The 17,411-nt window shown below is 57.7% G+C and carries 17 protein-coding genes; 8 read left to right on the top strand and 9 right to left on the bottom strand.

Features of this window, described 5'->3' with window-relative positions:
- A complete protein-coding gene (locus AC2FLD_RS14345) occupies positions 1 to 1,329 on the bottom strand; it encodes an amidase (RefSeq protein WP_496670056.1) in 1,329 nt (442 codons plus the stop codon).
- 52 nt (positions 1,330 to 1,381) lie between these two features.
- On the opposite strand from AC2FLD_RS14345, the gene AC2FLD_RS14340 reads away from it, so the two are divergent.
- Positions 1,382 to 2,644, top strand: coding sequence for an FAD-dependent monooxygenase (locus AC2FLD_RS14340; protein ID WP_496670057.1), 1,263 nt, complete (start codon positions 1,382 to 1,384; stop codon positions 2,642 to 2,644).
- Here AC2FLD_RS14340 and AC2FLD_RS14335 read toward each other — a convergent pair.
- From AC2FLD_RS14335 to AC2FLD_RS14320, 4 genes are all read right to left on the bottom strand, one after another.
- Positions 2,641 to 2,826, bottom strand: a complete 186-nt coding sequence (locus tag AC2FLD_RS14335; RefSeq protein ID WP_496670058.1) for a Trm112 family protein — start codon at positions 2,824 to 2,826, stop codon at positions 2,641 to 2,643. The genes AC2FLD_RS14340 and AC2FLD_RS14335 overlap by 4 nt on opposite strands.
- On the bottom strand, positions 2,823 to 3,464 hold the full coding sequence (locus tag AC2FLD_RS14330) for an LON peptidase substrate-binding domain-containing protein (protein WP_496670059.1): 642 nt from the start codon (positions 3,462 to 3,464) through the stop codon (positions 2,823 to 2,825). Before AC2FLD_RS14330 ends, AC2FLD_RS14335 begins: the two co-directional genes overlap by 4 nt.
- A 27-nt stretch (positions 3,465 to 3,491) precedes the next feature.
- A complete protein-coding gene (trxA, locus tag AC2FLD_RS14325; RefSeq protein WP_496670060.1) occupies positions 3,492 to 4,406 on the bottom strand; it encodes a thioredoxin in 915 nt (304 codons plus the stop codon).
- A 75-nt stretch (positions 4,407 to 4,481) separates the two neighbouring features.
- Positions 4,482 to 5,270 carry an exodeoxyribonuclease III gene (locus AC2FLD_RS14320; protein ID WP_496670061.1) on the bottom strand — a complete coding sequence of 263 codons (789 nt, stop codon included), beginning with the start codon at positions 5,268 to 5,270 and terminating at the stop codon, positions 4,482 to 4,484.
- Positions 5,271 to 5,490: 220 nt separating this feature from the next.
- Here AC2FLD_RS14320 and AC2FLD_RS14315 point away from each other — a divergent pair, with 220 nt between their 5' ends.
- Positions 5,491 to 6,918 (top strand): DUF1214 domain-containing protein, encoded by a 1,428-nt coding sequence (locus AC2FLD_RS14315; protein WP_496670062.1) that lies wholly within the window; start codon positions 5,491 to 5,493, stop codon positions 6,916 to 6,918.
- A 186-nt stretch (positions 6,919 to 7,104) separates the two neighbouring features.
- Here the strand turns inward: AC2FLD_RS14315 and AC2FLD_RS14310 are convergent, their stop codons facing one another.
- Positions 7,105 to 7,791, bottom strand: a complete 687-nt coding sequence (locus tag AC2FLD_RS14310) for a response regulator transcription factor (RefSeq protein ID WP_050605036.1) — start codon at positions 7,789 to 7,791, stop codon at positions 7,105 to 7,107.
- Between the two features lie 162 nt (positions 7,792 to 7,953).
- Between AC2FLD_RS14310 and ribA the strand changes: the two genes are divergently transcribed.
- Together ribA and AC2FLD_RS14300 are read left to right on the top strand one after the other, a co-directional pair.
- Positions 7,954 to 9,045 carry a GTP cyclohydrolase II gene (gene ribA / locus AC2FLD_RS14305; RefSeq protein WP_050604930.1) on the top strand — a complete coding sequence of 364 codons (1,092 nt, stop codon included), beginning with the start codon at positions 7,954 to 7,956 and terminating at the stop codon, positions 9,043 to 9,045.
- Complete coding sequence (locus AC2FLD_RS14300; RefSeq protein WP_496670063.1) at positions 9,042 to 9,542, top strand: L,D-transpeptidase family protein; 501 nt, start codon at positions 9,042 to 9,044, stop codon at positions 9,540 to 9,542. Before ribA ends, AC2FLD_RS14300 begins: the two co-directional genes overlap by 4 nt.
- Here the strand turns inward: AC2FLD_RS14300 and AC2FLD_RS14295 are convergent.
- Entirely contained in the window at positions 9,526 to 10,185 is a 660-nt protein-coding gene (locus tag AC2FLD_RS14295; protein ID WP_496670064.1) for a YggS family pyridoxal phosphate-dependent enzyme, read from the bottom strand. The genes AC2FLD_RS14300 and AC2FLD_RS14295 overlap by 17 nt on opposite strands.
- 101 nt (positions 10,186 to 10,286) lie before the next feature.
- Positions 10,287 to 11,309: a porin gene (locus tag AC2FLD_RS14290; RefSeq protein WP_496670065.1), complete on the bottom strand. Its 1,023-nt coding sequence runs from the start codon at positions 11,307 to 11,309 to the stop codon at positions 10,287 to 10,289.
- A gap of 281 nt (positions 11,310 to 11,590) precedes the next feature.
- On the opposite strand from AC2FLD_RS14290, the gene AC2FLD_RS14285 reads away from it, so the two are divergent.
- The 4 genes from AC2FLD_RS14285 (at position 11,591) to holA (ending at position 16,219) form a co-directional block, all read left to right on the top strand.
- Complete coding sequence (locus AC2FLD_RS14285) at positions 11,591 to 12,076, top strand: DUF3576 domain-containing protein (protein ID WP_050604927.1); 486 nt, start codon at positions 11,591 to 11,593, stop codon at positions 12,074 to 12,076.
- A 72-nt stretch (positions 12,077 to 12,148) separates the two neighbouring features.
- A complete protein-coding gene (leuS, locus tag AC2FLD_RS14280; RefSeq protein WP_496670066.1) occupies positions 12,149 to 14,704 on the top strand; it encodes a leucine--tRNA ligase in 2,556 nt (851 codons plus the stop codon).
- Positions 14,691 to 15,194, top strand: a complete 504-nt coding sequence (lptE, locus tag AC2FLD_RS14275) for an LPS assembly lipoprotein LptE (protein WP_050604925.1) — start codon at positions 14,691 to 14,693, stop codon at positions 15,192 to 15,194. Before leuS ends, lptE begins: the two co-directional genes overlap by 14 nt.
- Complete coding sequence (holA, locus tag AC2FLD_RS14270) at positions 15,191 to 16,219, top strand: DNA polymerase III subunit delta (protein ID WP_496670067.1); 1,029 nt, start codon at positions 15,191 to 15,193, stop codon at positions 16,217 to 16,219. Before lptE ends, holA begins: the two co-directional genes overlap by 4 nt.
- Before the next feature lies 1 nt (position 16,220).
- Here the strand turns inward: holA and AC2FLD_RS14265 are convergent, their stop codons facing one another.
- Positions 16,221 to 17,402, bottom strand: coding sequence for a TIGR03862 family flavoprotein (locus AC2FLD_RS14265; protein WP_496670068.1), 1,182 nt, complete (start codon positions 17,400 to 17,402; stop codon positions 16,221 to 16,223).
- Positions 17,403 to 17,411: the final 9 nt, after the last annotated feature.

The raw sequence follows: 17,411 nt of genomic DNA, 5'->3' as shown, positions 1-17,411 counted from the left end.
TCAGGCCAGTACCGATTCCGCCGCTGAACCCAGCCGCAAAAGCGCCTCTTCCGAGCCGGGATAGCCCAGCATCATCAGACCGCAACTGGGAGTTCCAGTGGGCAGGCTCAGCGCTGCAAGACCCATCAGATTGCCGATCCGCGTGTTGCGCAGGGCCAGCAGATTCTCGGTCACGTAATAGTCGTGGTCATTCATCAGCCGCTCCAGATTGGGCGGCAGAATCGGTGCAGTGGGGGCCAGAACGGCATCAAACCCGGCGGTTGCTGCATCCCACGCGGTGCGGCAAGCCTTGAGCTTGGACCAAGCGGACACATAGTCGGGGCCGGAAAACTCCATTCCGATGCGGAAACGTTCAAGGATCTCGGGGTACATCGCCTCGGGGTTGGCCTCGATCACATCGCGCCACAACCCATAGGCCTCGGTGGTGTAAACGATGCTGGTCAGGGTCATGGCCTCGTTCAGTGCAGGCACCTCCAAAGGCACAATTTCGGCCCCTGCATCCGCAAGTTTAGCAAGGGCATCCTCATACGCCTTGCGGGGCGTATCACGCAGGTCGTCCTTGGCAATGTTTTGCAAATCGGCAAAGCGGCGACCTTTGACCGAAGCACCACGCAGATCGGCAGGCATTCCGCCCTCGAGTAGAGCCAACATATGCGCGGCGTCCTCGACCGACCGCGCCAGAGGCCCAACCGTATCAAAACGCAAGCAGAGCGGCACCACACCTTCCAGACTGAGTCGTCCGGCAGTGGTTTTCAGCCCCACCAAATCGTTCCACGCCGCCGGGATACGGACCGACCCGCCGGTGTCCGATCCGATTCCGCAAGCCGCCAGACCCCAGGCAACCGAAGCGCCAGCCCCTGAAGACGACCCACCCGGCACGGCTGCCTCGTCATGTATGCAGGGCGGAGTTTCGGTGATCGGGTTCAGCCCAAGCCCGGAAAAGGCCAACTCGCTCATATGAGTCTTGCCCAGACAGACGGTGCCCATCTGCGTCGCGTTGCGTAACACCAGCGCATCCGCATCCGGCAGGCGATCCTTCAACAGAGCCGAGCCCGCCTCGGTTACGGTTCCTGCAGTGTCGAACAGGTCTTTCCAACTGATCGGGACCCCGTCCAGCAAAGAGCGTCGCAGGCCCAATTTGGCGCGCTGCTTTGCTGCTTCAGCCTCAGACCGGGCGCGATCATGGGTGACGCGGGCATAGATGCGGTCCCGATGCGGGTGGGCGTCGATGGCCGCAAGATAGGTCTCGGTGAGCTCGACCGGATCAATCTGACCCATCCCAATGCCACGGCCCAAATCACACGCGGTCATGGTCAACCAATCCTGCATCCTGCCCCCTCCTGCTTTTCGGCTTAAGGGGACGGTAGCGACAGGACTGCACATGGACAATCCCGAAAGGGCGCGCATATTGCAGGGCATGACACAGGCATCTGATATTCTGATCGTGGGCGGCGGGCTGAACGGCCCTGCTTTGGCGCTGGCACTGGCACAAACCGGTCACTCGGTCACGGTGATCGATGCGCTGGCTGAGAAAGTTCGCAAGAATGCGGCATTTGACGGACGTGCTTATGCGCTGGCCCTGGCGTCGCAACGCCTGCTGGATGCCATCGGCGTGTGGGATCGTGTTGCGGAACACGCTCAGCCGATGCTGGAAATCAAGGTTACAGACGGCCATGCCGGAACAGGGCCATCACCCTTTTTCATGCATTTTGACCATGCCGAGATCGAAGAAGGCCCGATGGGCTTTATGGTCGAAGACCGCCATCTGCGCCGGGCTTTTCTGGACGCGATGACGGAAGAACCGCGCATCACTCAGGTAAGCGGTAAGACCGTCGTAGCCCAACAGACCGACGCCACCGAAGTGACCTTAACGTTGGACGACGGCACAACCGTGCAAGGCGGCCTGCTGGTCGGCTGTGACGGCCGCCGCAGCGGCACCGCGTCGCGGGCGGGTATCAAACCCACCGGTTGGGACTATGGCCAAACGGCGCTGGTCTGCGCCATTGATCATGATCTGCCGCATAACGGCATTGCCCATCAGTTCTTCATGCCGCCCGGCCCGCTGGCGATTCTGCCGTTGACCGGAAATCGCAGCTCCATCGTCTGGAGCGAACGCACCGAGACCGCAGCCCGGATCAACGCCCTACCCGAAGAAGATTATCTGCAGGTGCTGCGCCCACGGTTTGGCGATTTTCTGGGTGATATCCACCTTGCTGGTGATCGTTTCACATACCCGTTGAACCTGACCATCGCCAATTCCTTTGTCGGCATCCGCATGGCGCTGGTCGGGGATGCCGCCCACGGAATGCATCCCATCGCCGGTCAGGGGCTGAATGCCGGCCTACGCGATGTCGGGGCCTTGGCCGAGGTTCTGACACTGGCCGGGCGACGCGGCGAGGATATCGGATCGACCATGGTGCTAGAGCGGTATCAGGAGTGGCGCCGCTTTGACACTGCCTCGCTTGCGATGGCGACGGATGTCTTCAACAAGCTGTTTTCCAACGATAACCCCCTACTGCGCCTTGGACGAGATATTGGCATGGGAATTGTCGGCTCTTTACCCGGGTTGCGTCGCGGCTTTGTCAGGGAAGCAGCCGGGTTGACCGGAGACCTGCCCAAATTGTTGCAAGGGCGACCTATCTAGTCGAGCTGCCGCGCCTCGTCGATCAGCATGACCGGGATCCCGTTGCGGATGGGAAAGGCCAATCCGGCGGCCTTGGACACAAGCTCTTGCTTTTCAGCGTCATAGTGCAGCGTGGTGTGTGTCTGCGGGCAGATCAGCGCTTCGAGCATGTGGCGGTCAAAAGCATGGTCGGGGTTGGTCATTGCAGTTTTTCCTCGTTCGATCCGCCGCGCATGGCAAATTCGATCAGTGTCACCAATGTCTCGCGCCGGGTGCGCAGGCAGGGGGCCTCCAGCAGGGCTTGTTTGTCTTCGGGATCAAAATCCAAAAGCATCGACAAAGAGTTCACAAGCAACTCATCGTCTGCGTCTTTCAATGAATCCCAATCAGTGGACAGTTGCCGGGACGAAAAGAAACGTTCCAGCAAGTTCAGAAACTTGGTGCGGTTGAACCCGTCATCTTTTTCGGACCTACCAAGATCCCGGTCGAAGCCGTTCCACGAGACAGCGCACCGGCGATAGGGCGTGAATGCGTCCAGCTCGGACGCAATGCGGAACCGCGACACACCTGTCAACGTGATCAGGTACCGACCATCTTCTGTTTCGGAAAACTGCGTCACCCGCCCGGCACATCCGATACGGTGCAGCCTGTCCTCGTCGCTGACCGAAGGGTTCGGCTGAACCATTGCGATCAGCCTTTCCTTGGTTTTCAGCGCGTCGTCCAGCATCTGCAGATAACGCGGTTCAAAGATGTGAAGTGGCAGGCGCGAACGGGGCAACAGCAGTGCCCCGGGCAATGGAAAAACGGATACCGTATCCGGCAGGTCGGCGGGATGCATCATGTACCCAATTCTAGCTCTGATCAGAGATTAGGCAAATATCATCGAGCTGAGCTTGCGACGTCCGTTCAGAACAATCGGATCATTGGGCTTGAGTGCATCAAAAATGGTGAAAAGCTGGGTCTTGGCCGCGGCATCATTCCACTCACGATCCCGGCGGAACAGCTCCAGCAGTTGCGCTACGGCCTCTTCCACATCCCCGTTGGCGTGCAGGGCCTGAGCCAGATCGAACCGGGCTTGGTGGTTGTCAGGATCAGCCTCAACAGCGGCCGTCAACTCGGCAACCGGACCCGCATCCGCGGCCTGTTTGGCCAGCTCAAGCTGTGCATGTGCAGCCTCCAGCTCGGCGGATGCCGAAATCTCGGCAGGAGCACCGTTCAGGATCGCCTCGGCCTGTTCCAGATCGCCGGTGGCGATATGGGCGCGCACCAACCCGCCATAGGCCGCTGCGTGGTTCGGGTCTTCGCCCAAAATAGCCGCAAAGGTCTGTGCCGCGTCCGCAGCTGCGCCTTCGGTCAGCATGTCTTCGGCAGCTTGCACGGCATCATCCAACTGGCCGCCCGGGCTTTCACCACCTGCAGCTTCGATCACGCGGTCGACAAATGCCTTGATCTCGGACCCCGGCAACGCGCCCTGAAACCCGTCAACCGGCTGACCCTTGAAAAAGGCATAAACGGTTGGAATCGACTGGATGCGCATTTGCGCGGCAATTGCCTGCGCCTCATCCACATTGATCTTGACCATCTTCACCGCGCCTTTCGCGGCAGTGACGGCCTCTTCCAGCAGCGGGCCAAGAGTCTTGCACGGGCCGCACCAGGGCGCCCAGAAGTCAACAATCACAGGCGTTTCCTGTGAAGCTTCGACCACGTCGGCCATGAAAGTGGCCTCGCTCCCGTCTTTGATCAGATCGGTGGCGGGGGCATCTGCGCCGTTCAGAAGGTCCATGGCAATCACTCTTTCGTTCGAACTCGCGCCCTATATGCAGTCGCTTGTGGCAGAAACCAAGGGCAGAGTTTCATCTCAGATGTCGAAGGTCGCAAAGACCGGGGCGTGATCGCTGGGCTTTTCCCACCCGCGCGCATCCCGCAGGACACGGCTGGAATGGCCCGCGTTGGAAATATCCGGCGTGGCCCAGACCTGATCCAGCCGCCGCCCCTTATCCGCCGCGTCCCAGTCGCGCGCGCGATAGGACCACCAGCTATACAGTTGGCCTTCGGGAATATCCTGCCGGGTGATATCGACCCAACCGCCTGCATCCTGCGTCTCGGCCAGATGCTCAACTTCGATTGGAGTGTGCGAAACCACCTTGAGCAGTTGTTTATGCGACCAGACATCATCCTCGCGCGGGGCGATGTTGAGATCGCCGACGAGAACGGATTTTTCCGGCTTTTCCGCATGGAACCAATCGCGCATGTCGGTGAGGTAATCCAGCTTCTGGCCAAATTTCTCATTCACTTCGCGGTCTGGCACATCCCCGCCCGCCGGAACATAGAAGTTGTGAATCGTGACACCATTTTCCAACCGCCCGGCAATGTGACGCGCATGGCCCAGATTCGCGAAATCCTTGTCACCGACTTCTTCCATCGGCAGACGCGACAGGATGGCAACGCCGTTATAGCCCTTTTGCCCCCGTGCAACCATGTGGGTGTAGCCCAGTTCGGCAAACCCCTCGGTTGGAATCTTTTCCACTGGCGATTTGCATTCCTGCAGGCACAGAACATCCGGTGCCTCTTCCTGCAGCAATTTCAGCACGATCGGCTCACGCAGGCGGACCGAGTTGATGTTCCAGGTGGCAAGGGTAAAGGGCATGGGATGGGATTCCTCTGTCGCGATTGGCGCAGGTTAGCGTGGTGCGGAACCGGGTGCCACGAGAAAAGGGCGCAGAACAGATGCGGATTGTTTATTGTCAGCTTTGCGGACGGAGCAGTCATTCATCGCGCGACCGATCAAGTGCAAATAATCAGATTCTGCCTATAGTCTTGGCAAGCGCAATTCAGAATCAGAAATTTGTTCCAGAAGGAGTTTCGTTATGGGCTGGGGGAAGAGTTTAGGTGCCATCAAGGCATTGGTTTTGGGGGTAATCGTCGCGACTGCGAGTCATGCCGAGGATTTTGACCCATCGAACGCTAACACTGCGGACCGCATGACCTATCATCGCGCAGTTGATGCTGCTGTCTGGGCCATGCCTTTGATGAACTTCAAATTCTACATCGATGCTCTCGCTCGGGCCGGTGTCGGGCCGAATGACATTGGTTACAATTCGAAGGTTCAAGATTGGCGCTTCCAAACCGCTACGCCCAACAATACGACGCCCTATATTCATGCATATTGGAACATCAAAGATGGGCCAGTTGTGTTCGAAATGCCTGCTTCAGTCGAAGGGATTGGCATCTTTGGCACCGTGATGGACGCTTGGCAACGCCCACTTGACGATGTGGGCTCAAAAGGGCGCGACAGAGGCCTTGGCGCAAAATACCTGTTGGTGCCGCCAAATTATGATGGTCCGCTGCTCAGGAATGCCCTGGTCTATGAGCAGGAAACCAATTTCGGCTTTGCTGTGCTCCGGCCGATTATCGCCGGAGGTCCGACCGAAGAAAACCTTGCGAGGGCCACTGCATTGACTAAACAAATCAAGGTGTATCCGCTGTCAGAGGCTGGAGAGGAGGCCACAACAAATTATGTTGATGTCTACGGCGTGCCGCTGGAAATGACGCCTAAGATGGATGGTGGAATCTATGGTCACATCCACGAGATGATAGGCGAAGAAGTCGTGTTGGATCGCGATCTTGCCATGATGGGTGCACTTGCACGTATCGGAATCAAGCGTAACGACCCTTTTGAACCCGATGCAAAATTGCAGGCTATTTATGATGTAGCTGGTCCTGAAGCACTCGAATACATGATTGACCAGTACCACCGTGTGCTCAATCCATTTGTGTTCGAAGGGAAGAAGTGGTCAGCGCTTGTTCCCGATGGATCGCGAGAAACAGAATGGAGCTATGAATACCCTTCATACTACGACTATGTGGCGCGCGGTGCACTTTACTACGCGATCATAACAAGTGTTAAGAATTACGGGACAGCAACCTACTACCTCGATCTGGCCGAGACTCCAGATGGAGAGTGGCTCGATGGCAACCGCAATTACAAAATCACCGTACCTGCCAATGTTCCGGTCCGCGATTTCTGGTCGATCACGACTTACGATCTGGAAACGGCCTCATATCTTCGAGACATTGAGCCAAGCACTATCGATTCTAACATGGCCAGCGTCGTTAAGAACGACGACGGGTCCGTTGATATTTTCTTCGGGCCAAAGGCACCAGAAGGAAAAGAAAGCAACTGGCTTCCAACCAATCCAGAACGTCGTTTTTTCCTTCTCGCGCGGTTTTATGGTCCGGAACCTAGTCTGCTGGACAGTAGTTTTGAGCTGAATGACATGGAACGAACGGATTGAAAAATTTTAGTGTCCGCTTTGGGCTCAAAGCGGACTTCAACTCGCCACCCCTGACAAAAAAAGCCGGGCCATTCGGCCCGGCAGTCCAACAGGGAGGTGCATGTCATAACCCGGACATGCGCGGGTTGGGAGTAACCAAATTATGACTTAAGAGTATCACTTTGATCCACATCAATCCATAACGAGTTAAGACACCAGCCGATATCCACCAGATTCTGTGACCAAAAGGCGCGCATTGGACGGATCGGGTTCGATTTTCTGACGCAGGCGATAGATATGGGTTTCCAGCGTATGCGTGGTGACACCGGCATTATATCCCCAAACTTCGTGCAATAGCACATCCCGTGCCACAACCCCGTCGGTCGAGCGATACAGGAATTTGAGAATATTCGTTTCCTTCTCGGTCAAACGGATTTTGCGATCTTCTTCGGTGATCAGCATCTTCATCGCTGGTTTGAACGTATACGGGCCAAGCACAAAGACGGCATCTTCCGATTGCTCATGCTGGCGAAGCTGAGCGCGGATGCGGGCCAAAAGCACCGGAAACTTGAAGGGTTTCGAGACATAATCATTCGCGCCTGCATCCAGTCCCAGAATTGTGTCAGCATCACTGTCATGACCGGTCAGCATCAGGATAGGGCTTTTTACGCCTTGTTTACGCATCAGGCGGCACAGCTCTCGCCCGTCGGTGTCCGGCAGGCCCACGTCCAGAATAACCAGATCATAAATCGCCTCGCGCGCACGTTCCATCGCCGAGCTTCCGTCAGAGGCTTCGAACACATCGAAATCCTCGGTCATGACAAGTTGCTCGCTGAGCGCCTCGCGCAGATCCTCGTCATCATCCACCAACAGGATTTTCTTGAGTTGAGCCATTTCCCGGTCCTCCAAACGCTTTTCCATCACTTGCGCGTGGAATACGCAATCAACAAGATTTGCTGCAACGGTTTCACGCGTTCGTGTCAGAGTTAACAGAAATGTTTCACATTTCCTTTCGAAAGAGCTAGGAGAATGGCTGAACGTTACAGGGTAACATAGATGAGTCTCATCCCCGATATCACTGAATTGCTGGCCCGCGCCCGGGCTGATCTGCGCATGGGTGTACCAGTAGCGCTGACCGATGATAGCGGCTTTAGTGTTCTTGCTGTTTCAGCGGAAACTCTCACCCCGCAGCGCCTGGCTGATCTGAAAAACCTCGGGGCTCCGGTAGTGGCCATTACAGGACGGAGAGCCGAAACCCTCAAGGCACGGGCCTATGACGGAGATTTGGCGCGGGTTTCGCTTCCGGCGGATGCAGATATCAATTGGGTTCAGGCGGTGGCCGATCCCTCGGACGATCTGAACGCGCCGATGAAAGGCCCGTTAATGACCGAGCGGCAAGGCAACGCCAACCTGCATCGCATTGCGATTGCACTGGCAAAATCCGCGCGAATTCTTCCTGCGGCAGTCGTCGTACCGGTCGAGGACGGACGGGCATTTGCCGCCTCACACGGCCTGACATGTATCGATCATACACGCGCCGTACCTCATCTGGCAGACCGAAGTGCTCTGCACGAGGTGGTTGCCGCGCGCCTTCCGATGGAAGTGTCCGAGGCGGGTCGCTTGCACATATTCCGCCCCGAAGATGGCGGCGAGGAACACTACGCGGTCGAAATCGGTCGCCCGGATCGCGACAAGCCGGTGCTGGCCCGGCTACATTCGGCCTGTTTCACGGGCGATCTGATGGGCAGCCTGAAATGCGATTGCGGTCCGCAATTGCGCGGAGCTCTGGCGCAGATGGGCGCTGAGGGTGCTGGCGTTCTTCTGTATCTCAATCAGGAAGGCCGAGGCATCGGGCTGGCCAACAAGATGCGAGCCTATTTCCTTCAGGATCAGGGCTTTGACACGGTCGAAGCGAACCACAGGTTGGGTTTTGAGGATGACGAACGGGATTTCAGATTGGGTTCCGACATTTTGACGTCCCTGGGCTTCAATTCGGTACGCCTGTTGACCAACAACCCCGCCAAGATCGCCATGATGGAGCGGACGGGGATTGCTGTGACCGAACGTGTGCCTTTGAAAGTGGGCGAAACTGCCCACAACCGGGAGTATCTGGCCACAAAAGCAGCGAAATCAGGGCATCTGCTGTGACACCAGGCGATCTGGTGCTGACCCTGCGCGGCGTTCGGTTTCTGGGCAGGACCTTCCCCTGCTCCATTGGCAAAGGGGGATTGAGCAATTCAAAGCGTGAAGGTGATGGGGCGACCCCCACCGGATACCATCGAGTTGTTGGGATGCTCTACCGTGCTGACAGGATTGTGGCACCCAATTGCTGGGCGCGTCCGATTGGACCTCAGGACTTGTGGTCAGACGACGTTTCGGACAGCCACTACAATCAAATGGTGTCCGTCCCGCATACCTTCAGTCACGAAAGACTGCGCCGGGCTGATCCGCTTTACGATTTGGTCTTGTTGACAGACTGGAACTGGCCAAACGCCGTTCCTGGCAAAGGATCAGCGATCTTCCTGCACCAATGGCGCAGGCCCGGATATCCGACCGAAGGCTGCATTGCCTTTCGCCGGGACCATTTACACTGGATCGCGGGGCGCATTGCCCTTGGAACGCGTCTGATTATTCCTGAGGTTTGACCCGTTCTCCAAAGATGGCCGAACCCACGCGTACATGGGTCGCACCCAAGGTTATGGCCTGCTCGAAATCGCCGCTCATGCCCATCGACAATCCTTCCAGCCCGTTGCGCGCCGCGATCTTCGCCAGAAGCGCAAAGTGTAACGTGGGTTCTTCGTCGAGAGGAGGGATACACATCAGACCGCGCACTGGCAGGTCCAAAGCCGTGCATTCTGCAATAAAGCTATCCGCTTCGGCCGGAAGAATACCAGCCTTCTGCTCTTCCTCACCTGTGTTGACCTGAATGAAAAGGTCCGGGCAGGTTCCTATCTCTTGTGCCAAACGTGCCAGAGTTTGGGCCAGTTTGGGCCGATCCACTGAATGAATCGCGTTGCACAACTCCATCGCCTGCCGGGCTTTGTTGGTCTGCAATGGGCCAATAAGGTGCAGATCAATTCCTTCGAACCGTTCCTTGAAGGCTGGCCATTTGCCAGCGGCCTCTTGCACTCGATTCTCACCGAAACACCTGTGCCCCTGTTCCAAAACTGCCTGCACCCGTTCATTGGGCTGCACTTTGGACACGGCGATCAGTTTGACAGAGCCCGATGGGCGCTTTGATTTCGCTTCTGCTTTGGCGATACGTGCGGTGATGTCTTGCAGCGACATGGGATCCTCAATCTGTCTTTGGCGCAGCAAAACACCAAGTCGGAGCAAAAGAAAAGGGCGAGCCCGAAGACCCGCCCTTAAACCTTACGGTTCAGATCAGCTTAGAAGTTGAACTGAGCACCGAAGTCAGCGACGACGGTCGAGTCGACGCAGCTGTCACAGTCGTTTACACCGATACCACCGCGCAGCGATGCACCGCCACCCAGGTCGTAGATGGCACCAAGAGCAACCTGCTGCAGGTCAGCAGTTGCGTTACCGTCACCGTAGGCGAAGATCAGGGTTGTTGCGGCGCCAACGTTGTAGGTTGCCGACAGACCCCATGCGGTGCCGTCAGTTGCTGCAATCTGAGTTGCGTCGTCTGCAACGAACAGAGTACCGCCGAAGTCACCCCATTCACCACCCAAGGTCAGAACGGTCAGGCTCGGATCGCTAACACCAGCAATACCAGCGTCGGTCTGACCATACGCGATAGCAGCAGTGATGTTGTTGAAGGTATACGTCGCGCTGATATCCCAGCGGTCAGCGTCAACAGGTGCACCGTTAACACCTACGGTCGCTTGATCGTACGATGCACCAAAGGCGAAGTCACCAACGGCGTACTGGAAGAACACAGCGTTCGAACCCGAACCGGTCGACGAGTAGCCCAGGAAGCTGTAGTTAACGCCCGAGTACTGACCAGCGAACAGTTCCAGACCTACTTCGTTGCCGTAGTAGTTTGCCAGGTTGTCGAAGGCACCTGCAACGTTGCCCGCGTCAACACGCAGACCACCGTAGATGACCGAGAAGCGTGCGCCGTTCAGGCCAGCAGCATTTGCTTCACCGGTGCTGCTGTCTTCGTCAGCTTGCAGACGAACACGGCCTTCGAAGCGGACGCCGCCGTCGGTTTCAACGATGCCGTCGATGTTCAAACGGAAACGCGAGACCAGGATCGCGTCGTCAGTTTGAACTAATGCGGAGTTGACGGTGGTGATCACGCCACCCGAAGTGGAGATGTTCGGAATGGTACCGCTACGGTTTTCTACGTAGCCAATACCAAAACGGCCGTAACCGCTGAAGTTAACTTCAGCTGCTGCAACGCCTGCGGTCGCGATCAGCGCCGTCGATGCGAAGAGAACTTTTTTCATCTTGTTTCCCTCGGTTTCAAAAAGAGTTATCTACTCGACACATGCCTCAGCATATGTCTCAGCACGGACACCGTTTCGCTCTTTTTGCCCCCAAAGCGCAAGCTTGGCATAAACGCTGCCGCCTCATTGAGGTCAGATTGGTGCAAGGATGCCACAGTCGGTTTTCCCGCCAAACCAGCAGTACACCGGGAATTCAGAAGAATAGGGTTGTTGCAGCGGGGGTCCTTGGCTAGGAGTATCCCTTGAATACTGCACAACAAGTGAAACAGGACCTGTTTACAATGCGCCTGCCGACGATTTTGGGATTGATCATGTTGACCGCCGCTATTTCGGCATGTGGGCAGAATCAAAGCGCCTCGACGACCTACACCCCCAATCTTGCTGGCGGCAACTCTGACGAGCGTGAACTGAACGACCCCAACCGTTCGACCATTTGGGACATTTTCGACCGCAGCACAGCCGAGCAGGTTACAAATGTGAACCGCTATATATGGGCGGCCTCACTGGATGTGCTGAGCTTCCTGCCTGTACAAGAGGTCGATCCGTTTACCGGTGTCATTGTAACGGGTTACGGCACCCCTCCGGGCGGCGGGCGCTCGTATCGCGCCACTGTCCACATCAGCGACCCGGCGTTGGCTGCAAGATCTTTGTCCGTTGCGCTGCAATCCAGCGGCGGAGCTCCCGTAAGCGCGTCAACCACCCGTGCGGTCGAGGATGCTATCCTCTCTCGCGCGCGTCAGTTGCGCATCGCGGACAACAAGTTCTAGCAACCCGCCGAAAATCACAATATTACCACGCCGGGTTCACACCCGGCGTTTTCATTCACGAAGGACCGCACAATGTCGCGCTATTCGGCCAACGAAATCGAAGCAAAATGGCAAGAGGCCTGGGACAAGGCTGGAATCTTCACCGCCAGCCACAAGGCGGACAAGCCAAAGTATTATGTGCTTGAGATGTTCCCTTATCCATCTGGCCGAATCCATATGGGGCATGTGCGCAACTACACGATGGGTGACGTGATCGCGCGGCACAAACTGGCAACCGGCCACAGCGTTCTGCATCCGATGGGTTGGGATGCGTTCGGTATGCCTGCGGAAAATGCTGCGATGGCCATAGGTGGCCACCCGAAAGACTGGACTTACGGCAACATCGCCGAAATGCGCAGGCAGATGAAGCCCTTGGGCCTGTCGATTGACTGGTCACGCGAATTCGCCACCTGCGACCCGGAATATTACGGCCAACAGCAAGCGCTGTTCCTGGATATGCTCAAGTCCGGGCTGGTTTACCGCAAGAATGCCGTGGTGAACTGGGACCCGATGGATATGACCGTTCTGGCCAACGAACAGGTGGAAAACGGACGCGGCTGGCGCTCGGGCGCGTTGGTGGAACGGCGCGAGCTGACACAGTGGTTCTTCAAGATTTCCGACTATTCCGAAGAACTTTTAGACGCGCTGGACACGCTGGACAACTGGCCCGCCAAAGTACGTCTGATGCAGGAAAACTGGATCGGCAAGTCGCGTGGCCTGCAATTTGGTTTTGAACGGACCGATGGCGGCGCGCCGATCACCGTCTATACGACTCGCCCCGACACGCTGCTGGGCGCATCCTTTGTTGGTATCTCGCCGGATCACCCGATTGCCAAAAAGCTCGAGGCTGAGAACCCGGAAGTTGCTGATTTCGTTGCGGAGTGCCGCAAGGGCGGCACCACCGAGGAAGCCATCGAGACCGCCGAAAAGCTGGGATATGACACAGGCATCCGCGTCAAGCACCCGCTGGACCCGAACTGGGAACTGCCGGTCTGGATCGCGAACTTCATCCTGATGGATTACGGCACCGGCGCAATCTTTGCCTGCCCGGCGCATGACCAACGCGACCTCGACTTCTGCCGCAAGTATGACCTGCCTGTGGTCGATACATTCTTTGCGCTGGATGATGACACGCCGGTCGACAAGATCGCCTTTGTCCCGCCGAAAACTGAAAAAGTCCGCTGGGGGAATCATTTCGCGGGCCTGACCGAGGCGACGGGTGACGAGGCGATTAACGCAACCGTTGATTTCGCCGAAAAGGCTGGCTGGGGCGAGGGCGTCACCAAATACCGCCTGCGCGACTGGGGCCTGAGCCGCCAGCGTTATTGGGGCTGCCCGATTCCCGTTGTTCACTGCGAGAAATGCGGCACGGTCCCTGAGAAGAAAGAAAACCTGCCGATCGAGCTGCCCTATGACGAAGGCAACGGCAAACCCATCGACTTCTCGATCCCTGGCAATCCGCTGGACCGCCACCCGACCTGGCGCGATTGTTCATGTCCTTCCTGCGGTGCCCCGGCCAAGCGCGAAACCGACACGATGGACACGTTCGTCGATTCGTCGTGGTATTTCGCCCGCTTCACTGCACCGCGCGCGGAATCGCCCACTGATCTTGCCGAGGCCGAATACTGGATGAATGTCGATCAGTACATCGGCGGTATTGAGCATGCGATTCTGCACCTGCTTTATTCGCGATTCTTTGCACGTGCGATGAACATCACTGGCCACCTGCCGAAAAAAGCCATTGAACCATTTGATGCCCTGTTCACCCAAGGCATGGTCACGCATGAGATCTACCAGACGCGCGACGAAAACGGTCGCCCGGTCTATCACCTGCCCGAGGACGTGACCGACGGTAAACTGGCCGACGGCACAGAGGTCGAGATCATCCCCTCGGCCAAGATGTCGAAATCCAAGAAGAACGTGGTCGACCCGGTCAGCATCATCTCAGCCTTCGGTGCAGACACAGCCCGCTGGTTCGTTCTGTCCGATTCGCCGCCTGAGCGTGACGTGGAATGGACTGCCGCAGGTGCTGAAGCTGCGTTTAAACACCTGAACCGGGTCTGGAACCTGTGCGACAAAATCGGCGCGATGGACCCCGATGCCAAGGGCGAAGGGGATCAGGAGTTGCTGCGCGAGATGCACAAGACCATCCGCGACGTGACGCTGGGTGTTGAAAGCTTTGGCTTCAACGCAGCCATCGCCAAGCTCTATGCCTTCACCAATACGCTGGCCAAATCCAAGGCGGGTGCTGCGGCTCAGAAACAGGCCGTCAAAACACTGGCACAGCTGATGTCGCCGATGACGCCGCATCTGGCTGAAGATATCTGGGCACATCAGGGTGGCGAAGGTCTGGTGGCCGTTGCCCCATGGCCCGTCGCCGATGAGGCGATGCTGGTTGACGACACGGTAACCCTGCCGATCCAGATCAACGGAAAACGCCGCGCGGAAATCAGCGTCTCCAAGGATCTGGCAAAGGACGAGGTTGAAAAAATCGCGCTCAGCACCGAAGCTGTGCAAAAGGCGCTGGATGGTAACGCGCCCAAGAAAGTGATCGTAGTTCCGGGTCGGATCGTAAATGTCGTTGTTTAACCGCAGAACCCTTATGCTGATGCCGCTGGCCGCCTGTTTTCTTGGCGCAGCCTGTGGCTTTCAACCGGTCTATGCGCCAGGGGGAACGGGTTCGCAGTTGTACGGCAAAGTTGCTGTGTCCGAGCCGAACACGGTCGACAGCTACCTTCTGGTGCAGAATCTGGAACAGCAACTGGGCCGCAGCGCCGACGCGGTCAGCGCGTACAAACTGGACGTGCGGGTCTCGACCGTGACTCGTGGGGCTGCGATCACCACGACGAATGAAACACAACGGTACACGATTGACGGGCGGGCCCAGTATACGCTGCGGTCCAACGCAACCGGACAGATCGTGGCTTCGGGCACTGCGACCGACTTTGTGGCCTATTCCGCGGCAGGTTCAACCGTTTCCACCTTGGCTGACGAGCGTGACGCCAAAGAACGTCTGATGGTGATTCTGTCGAGCCAGATCGTGAACCGTCTGAATTCAACGCCGGATCTGGCCACATGAAGCTGAGCCCGCGCGAGGCTGATGGGTATTTTACCAAGCCGGACGCGGACAAGACCGGGTTGCTGATTTATGGCGCGGATGCGATGCGGGTCGCACTCAAACGCCAGCAGGTTCTGGCTGCATTGCTTGGTCCCGGTGCCGAAGAGGAAATGCGCCTGACTCGTCTGCCGGGTGGCGAATTGCGCGGTGACCCCGCGTTGCTGTTGGATGCTGTCAAAGCCGTTGGTTTCTTCCCAGGCCCCCGCGCGGTATTTGTCGAAGACGCCACCGAAACCGCAGCACCTTCGATTCTGACCGCGCTTGAGGATTGGACACCCGGAGACGCGCAGATCGTCGTGACGGCCGGACAGCTGAAACCCAGCTCGAAAATTCGCAAAGCGTTTGAAGGACACCCCGCAGCTTATGCGGTGGGCATCTATGACGACCCTCCCTCCCGCGCCGAGGTGGAACGGGTTCTGGCCGCGGCGGGGCTGAAGAACATACCCCGCGAAGTCATGTCTGTCATAAGCGAGTTGGCCGTCAGCCTTAGCCCCGGTGATTTCACCCAAACCGTCGAGAAACTGTCGCTTTACAAACGTGGGGACAGTTCAGATTTGACTATAGAAGACATCGAAGCCTGCGCCCCGCGCTCGACCGAGGCCGCGTTGGACGATGTTCTAAACGTGGTGGCCGATGGTCGCGCGGGCGAGATCGGACCGTTGATCCGGCGCTTGCAGGCACAGGGGACCAATGGCGTGACACTGTGCATTGGCGCGACCCGACACTTTCGCACGCTTTATGCCTGCGCCTCTGATCCAGGCGGTGCGGCACAGGGCATCGGAAAACTGCGCCCACCGGTTTATGGCAAGCGACGAGACCTTATTCTGCGGCAGGCGCAGGGGTGGGGTGCACCTAAACTGCAAACTGCGCTGACAGTTCTGACAGACACGGATTTGTCGCTTCGGTCCGCAGGGCAAACAGCACCCGCCATGGCCCTGGTGGAACGCGCCATGATCCGCCTTGCGATGCTGGCGCGATCACGTTGAACTACTTCTTATCCAGCCAATCTGCGGCTGCAAGACCGGCCCATCGTCCGGTGGCCAGACAGGCCGTCAGCAAATAGCCCCCTGTGGGGGCCTCCCAATCCAGCATTTCTCCGGCGCAGAACACACCCGGCAACGCGGTCAGCATTAACCCATCATCCAAAGACGCCCTCTTCACGCCCCCTGCCGTCGAGATTGCTTCGTCCATCGGACGCAGACCCGCGTGCAGGATGGGAAGGTTCTTCAACGCGGCAACCTGATCGGACTGAGCTACACCGCTGCGTTTCGCCATCTCGTGAAACAACGCGACTTTCTGAGGGGACAGGTTCAGCGACTTCCTCAACCACTGCGACAGGGTGGCTTTCGACCGTTTCGCGGCATAGCGCGCTTGTAGAATCTGCTGATCCAAATCGGGCACCAAATCCACAAACAACGGCAGCCCTGCGCGCAAGGCCGGGGTGAGTGTATACAGCCCGCCGCCCTCCAGCCCTTTTGCAGAAATCGCGGCTTCGCCACGGCTTTCAAAATCGCCTGCCATCCACCGAACAGATTTCAACGCTGCCCCCAAATGCGGCTGCATGTGAGAGCTCCATTCAACGGATAAAGCTGAATTTGCAGGCTCGAAAGGAGCCAGAGCTACACCTCTGCTGGCAAGAACATGGGCCCATTGACCGTCCGAGCCAAGGCGCGCCCAGCTTGACCCGCCCAACGCCAGCACGACGACATCTGCCGAAACGCCTTGCTTCCCGTCCGGGGTGTCGAACATCAGCGCCTCACCTTCCCAGCCTGTCCAGCGCCAGCGAGTTTTGACCTCGACCCTTGCATCGCCCAACCGGGCCAGCCAGGCCCGCAAAAGGGGTGAGGCCTTCATAGCCTCGGGAAAAACCCGACCGGTTGAGCCTGTGAACAAGGGCTGGCCCAGATCACGCGCCCAATGCTGCACCGCTTCGGCATCGAAAGCGGAAATCATCGGCTGCAACCAATCCGCAGCCTCGCCATAAGATTGGATCAGGGTGTCGAATGGCTCGTCCTTGGTTAGGTTCAGCCCAGATTTTCCAGCCATCAAAAACTTGCGCGCGACTGACGGCTTGGCCTCGGCCACCAGCACAGAATGCCCTGCGGCAGCCAGTTGCTCGGCGGCCATCAATCCGGCGGGGCCTGCTCCGATCACCACTGCCTGCGCCATTCACATCCT

Source organism: Ruegeria sp. CDSA021 (assembly GCF_059612325.1).
This window is presented reverse-complemented; position numbering and strand designations above follow the sequence as displayed.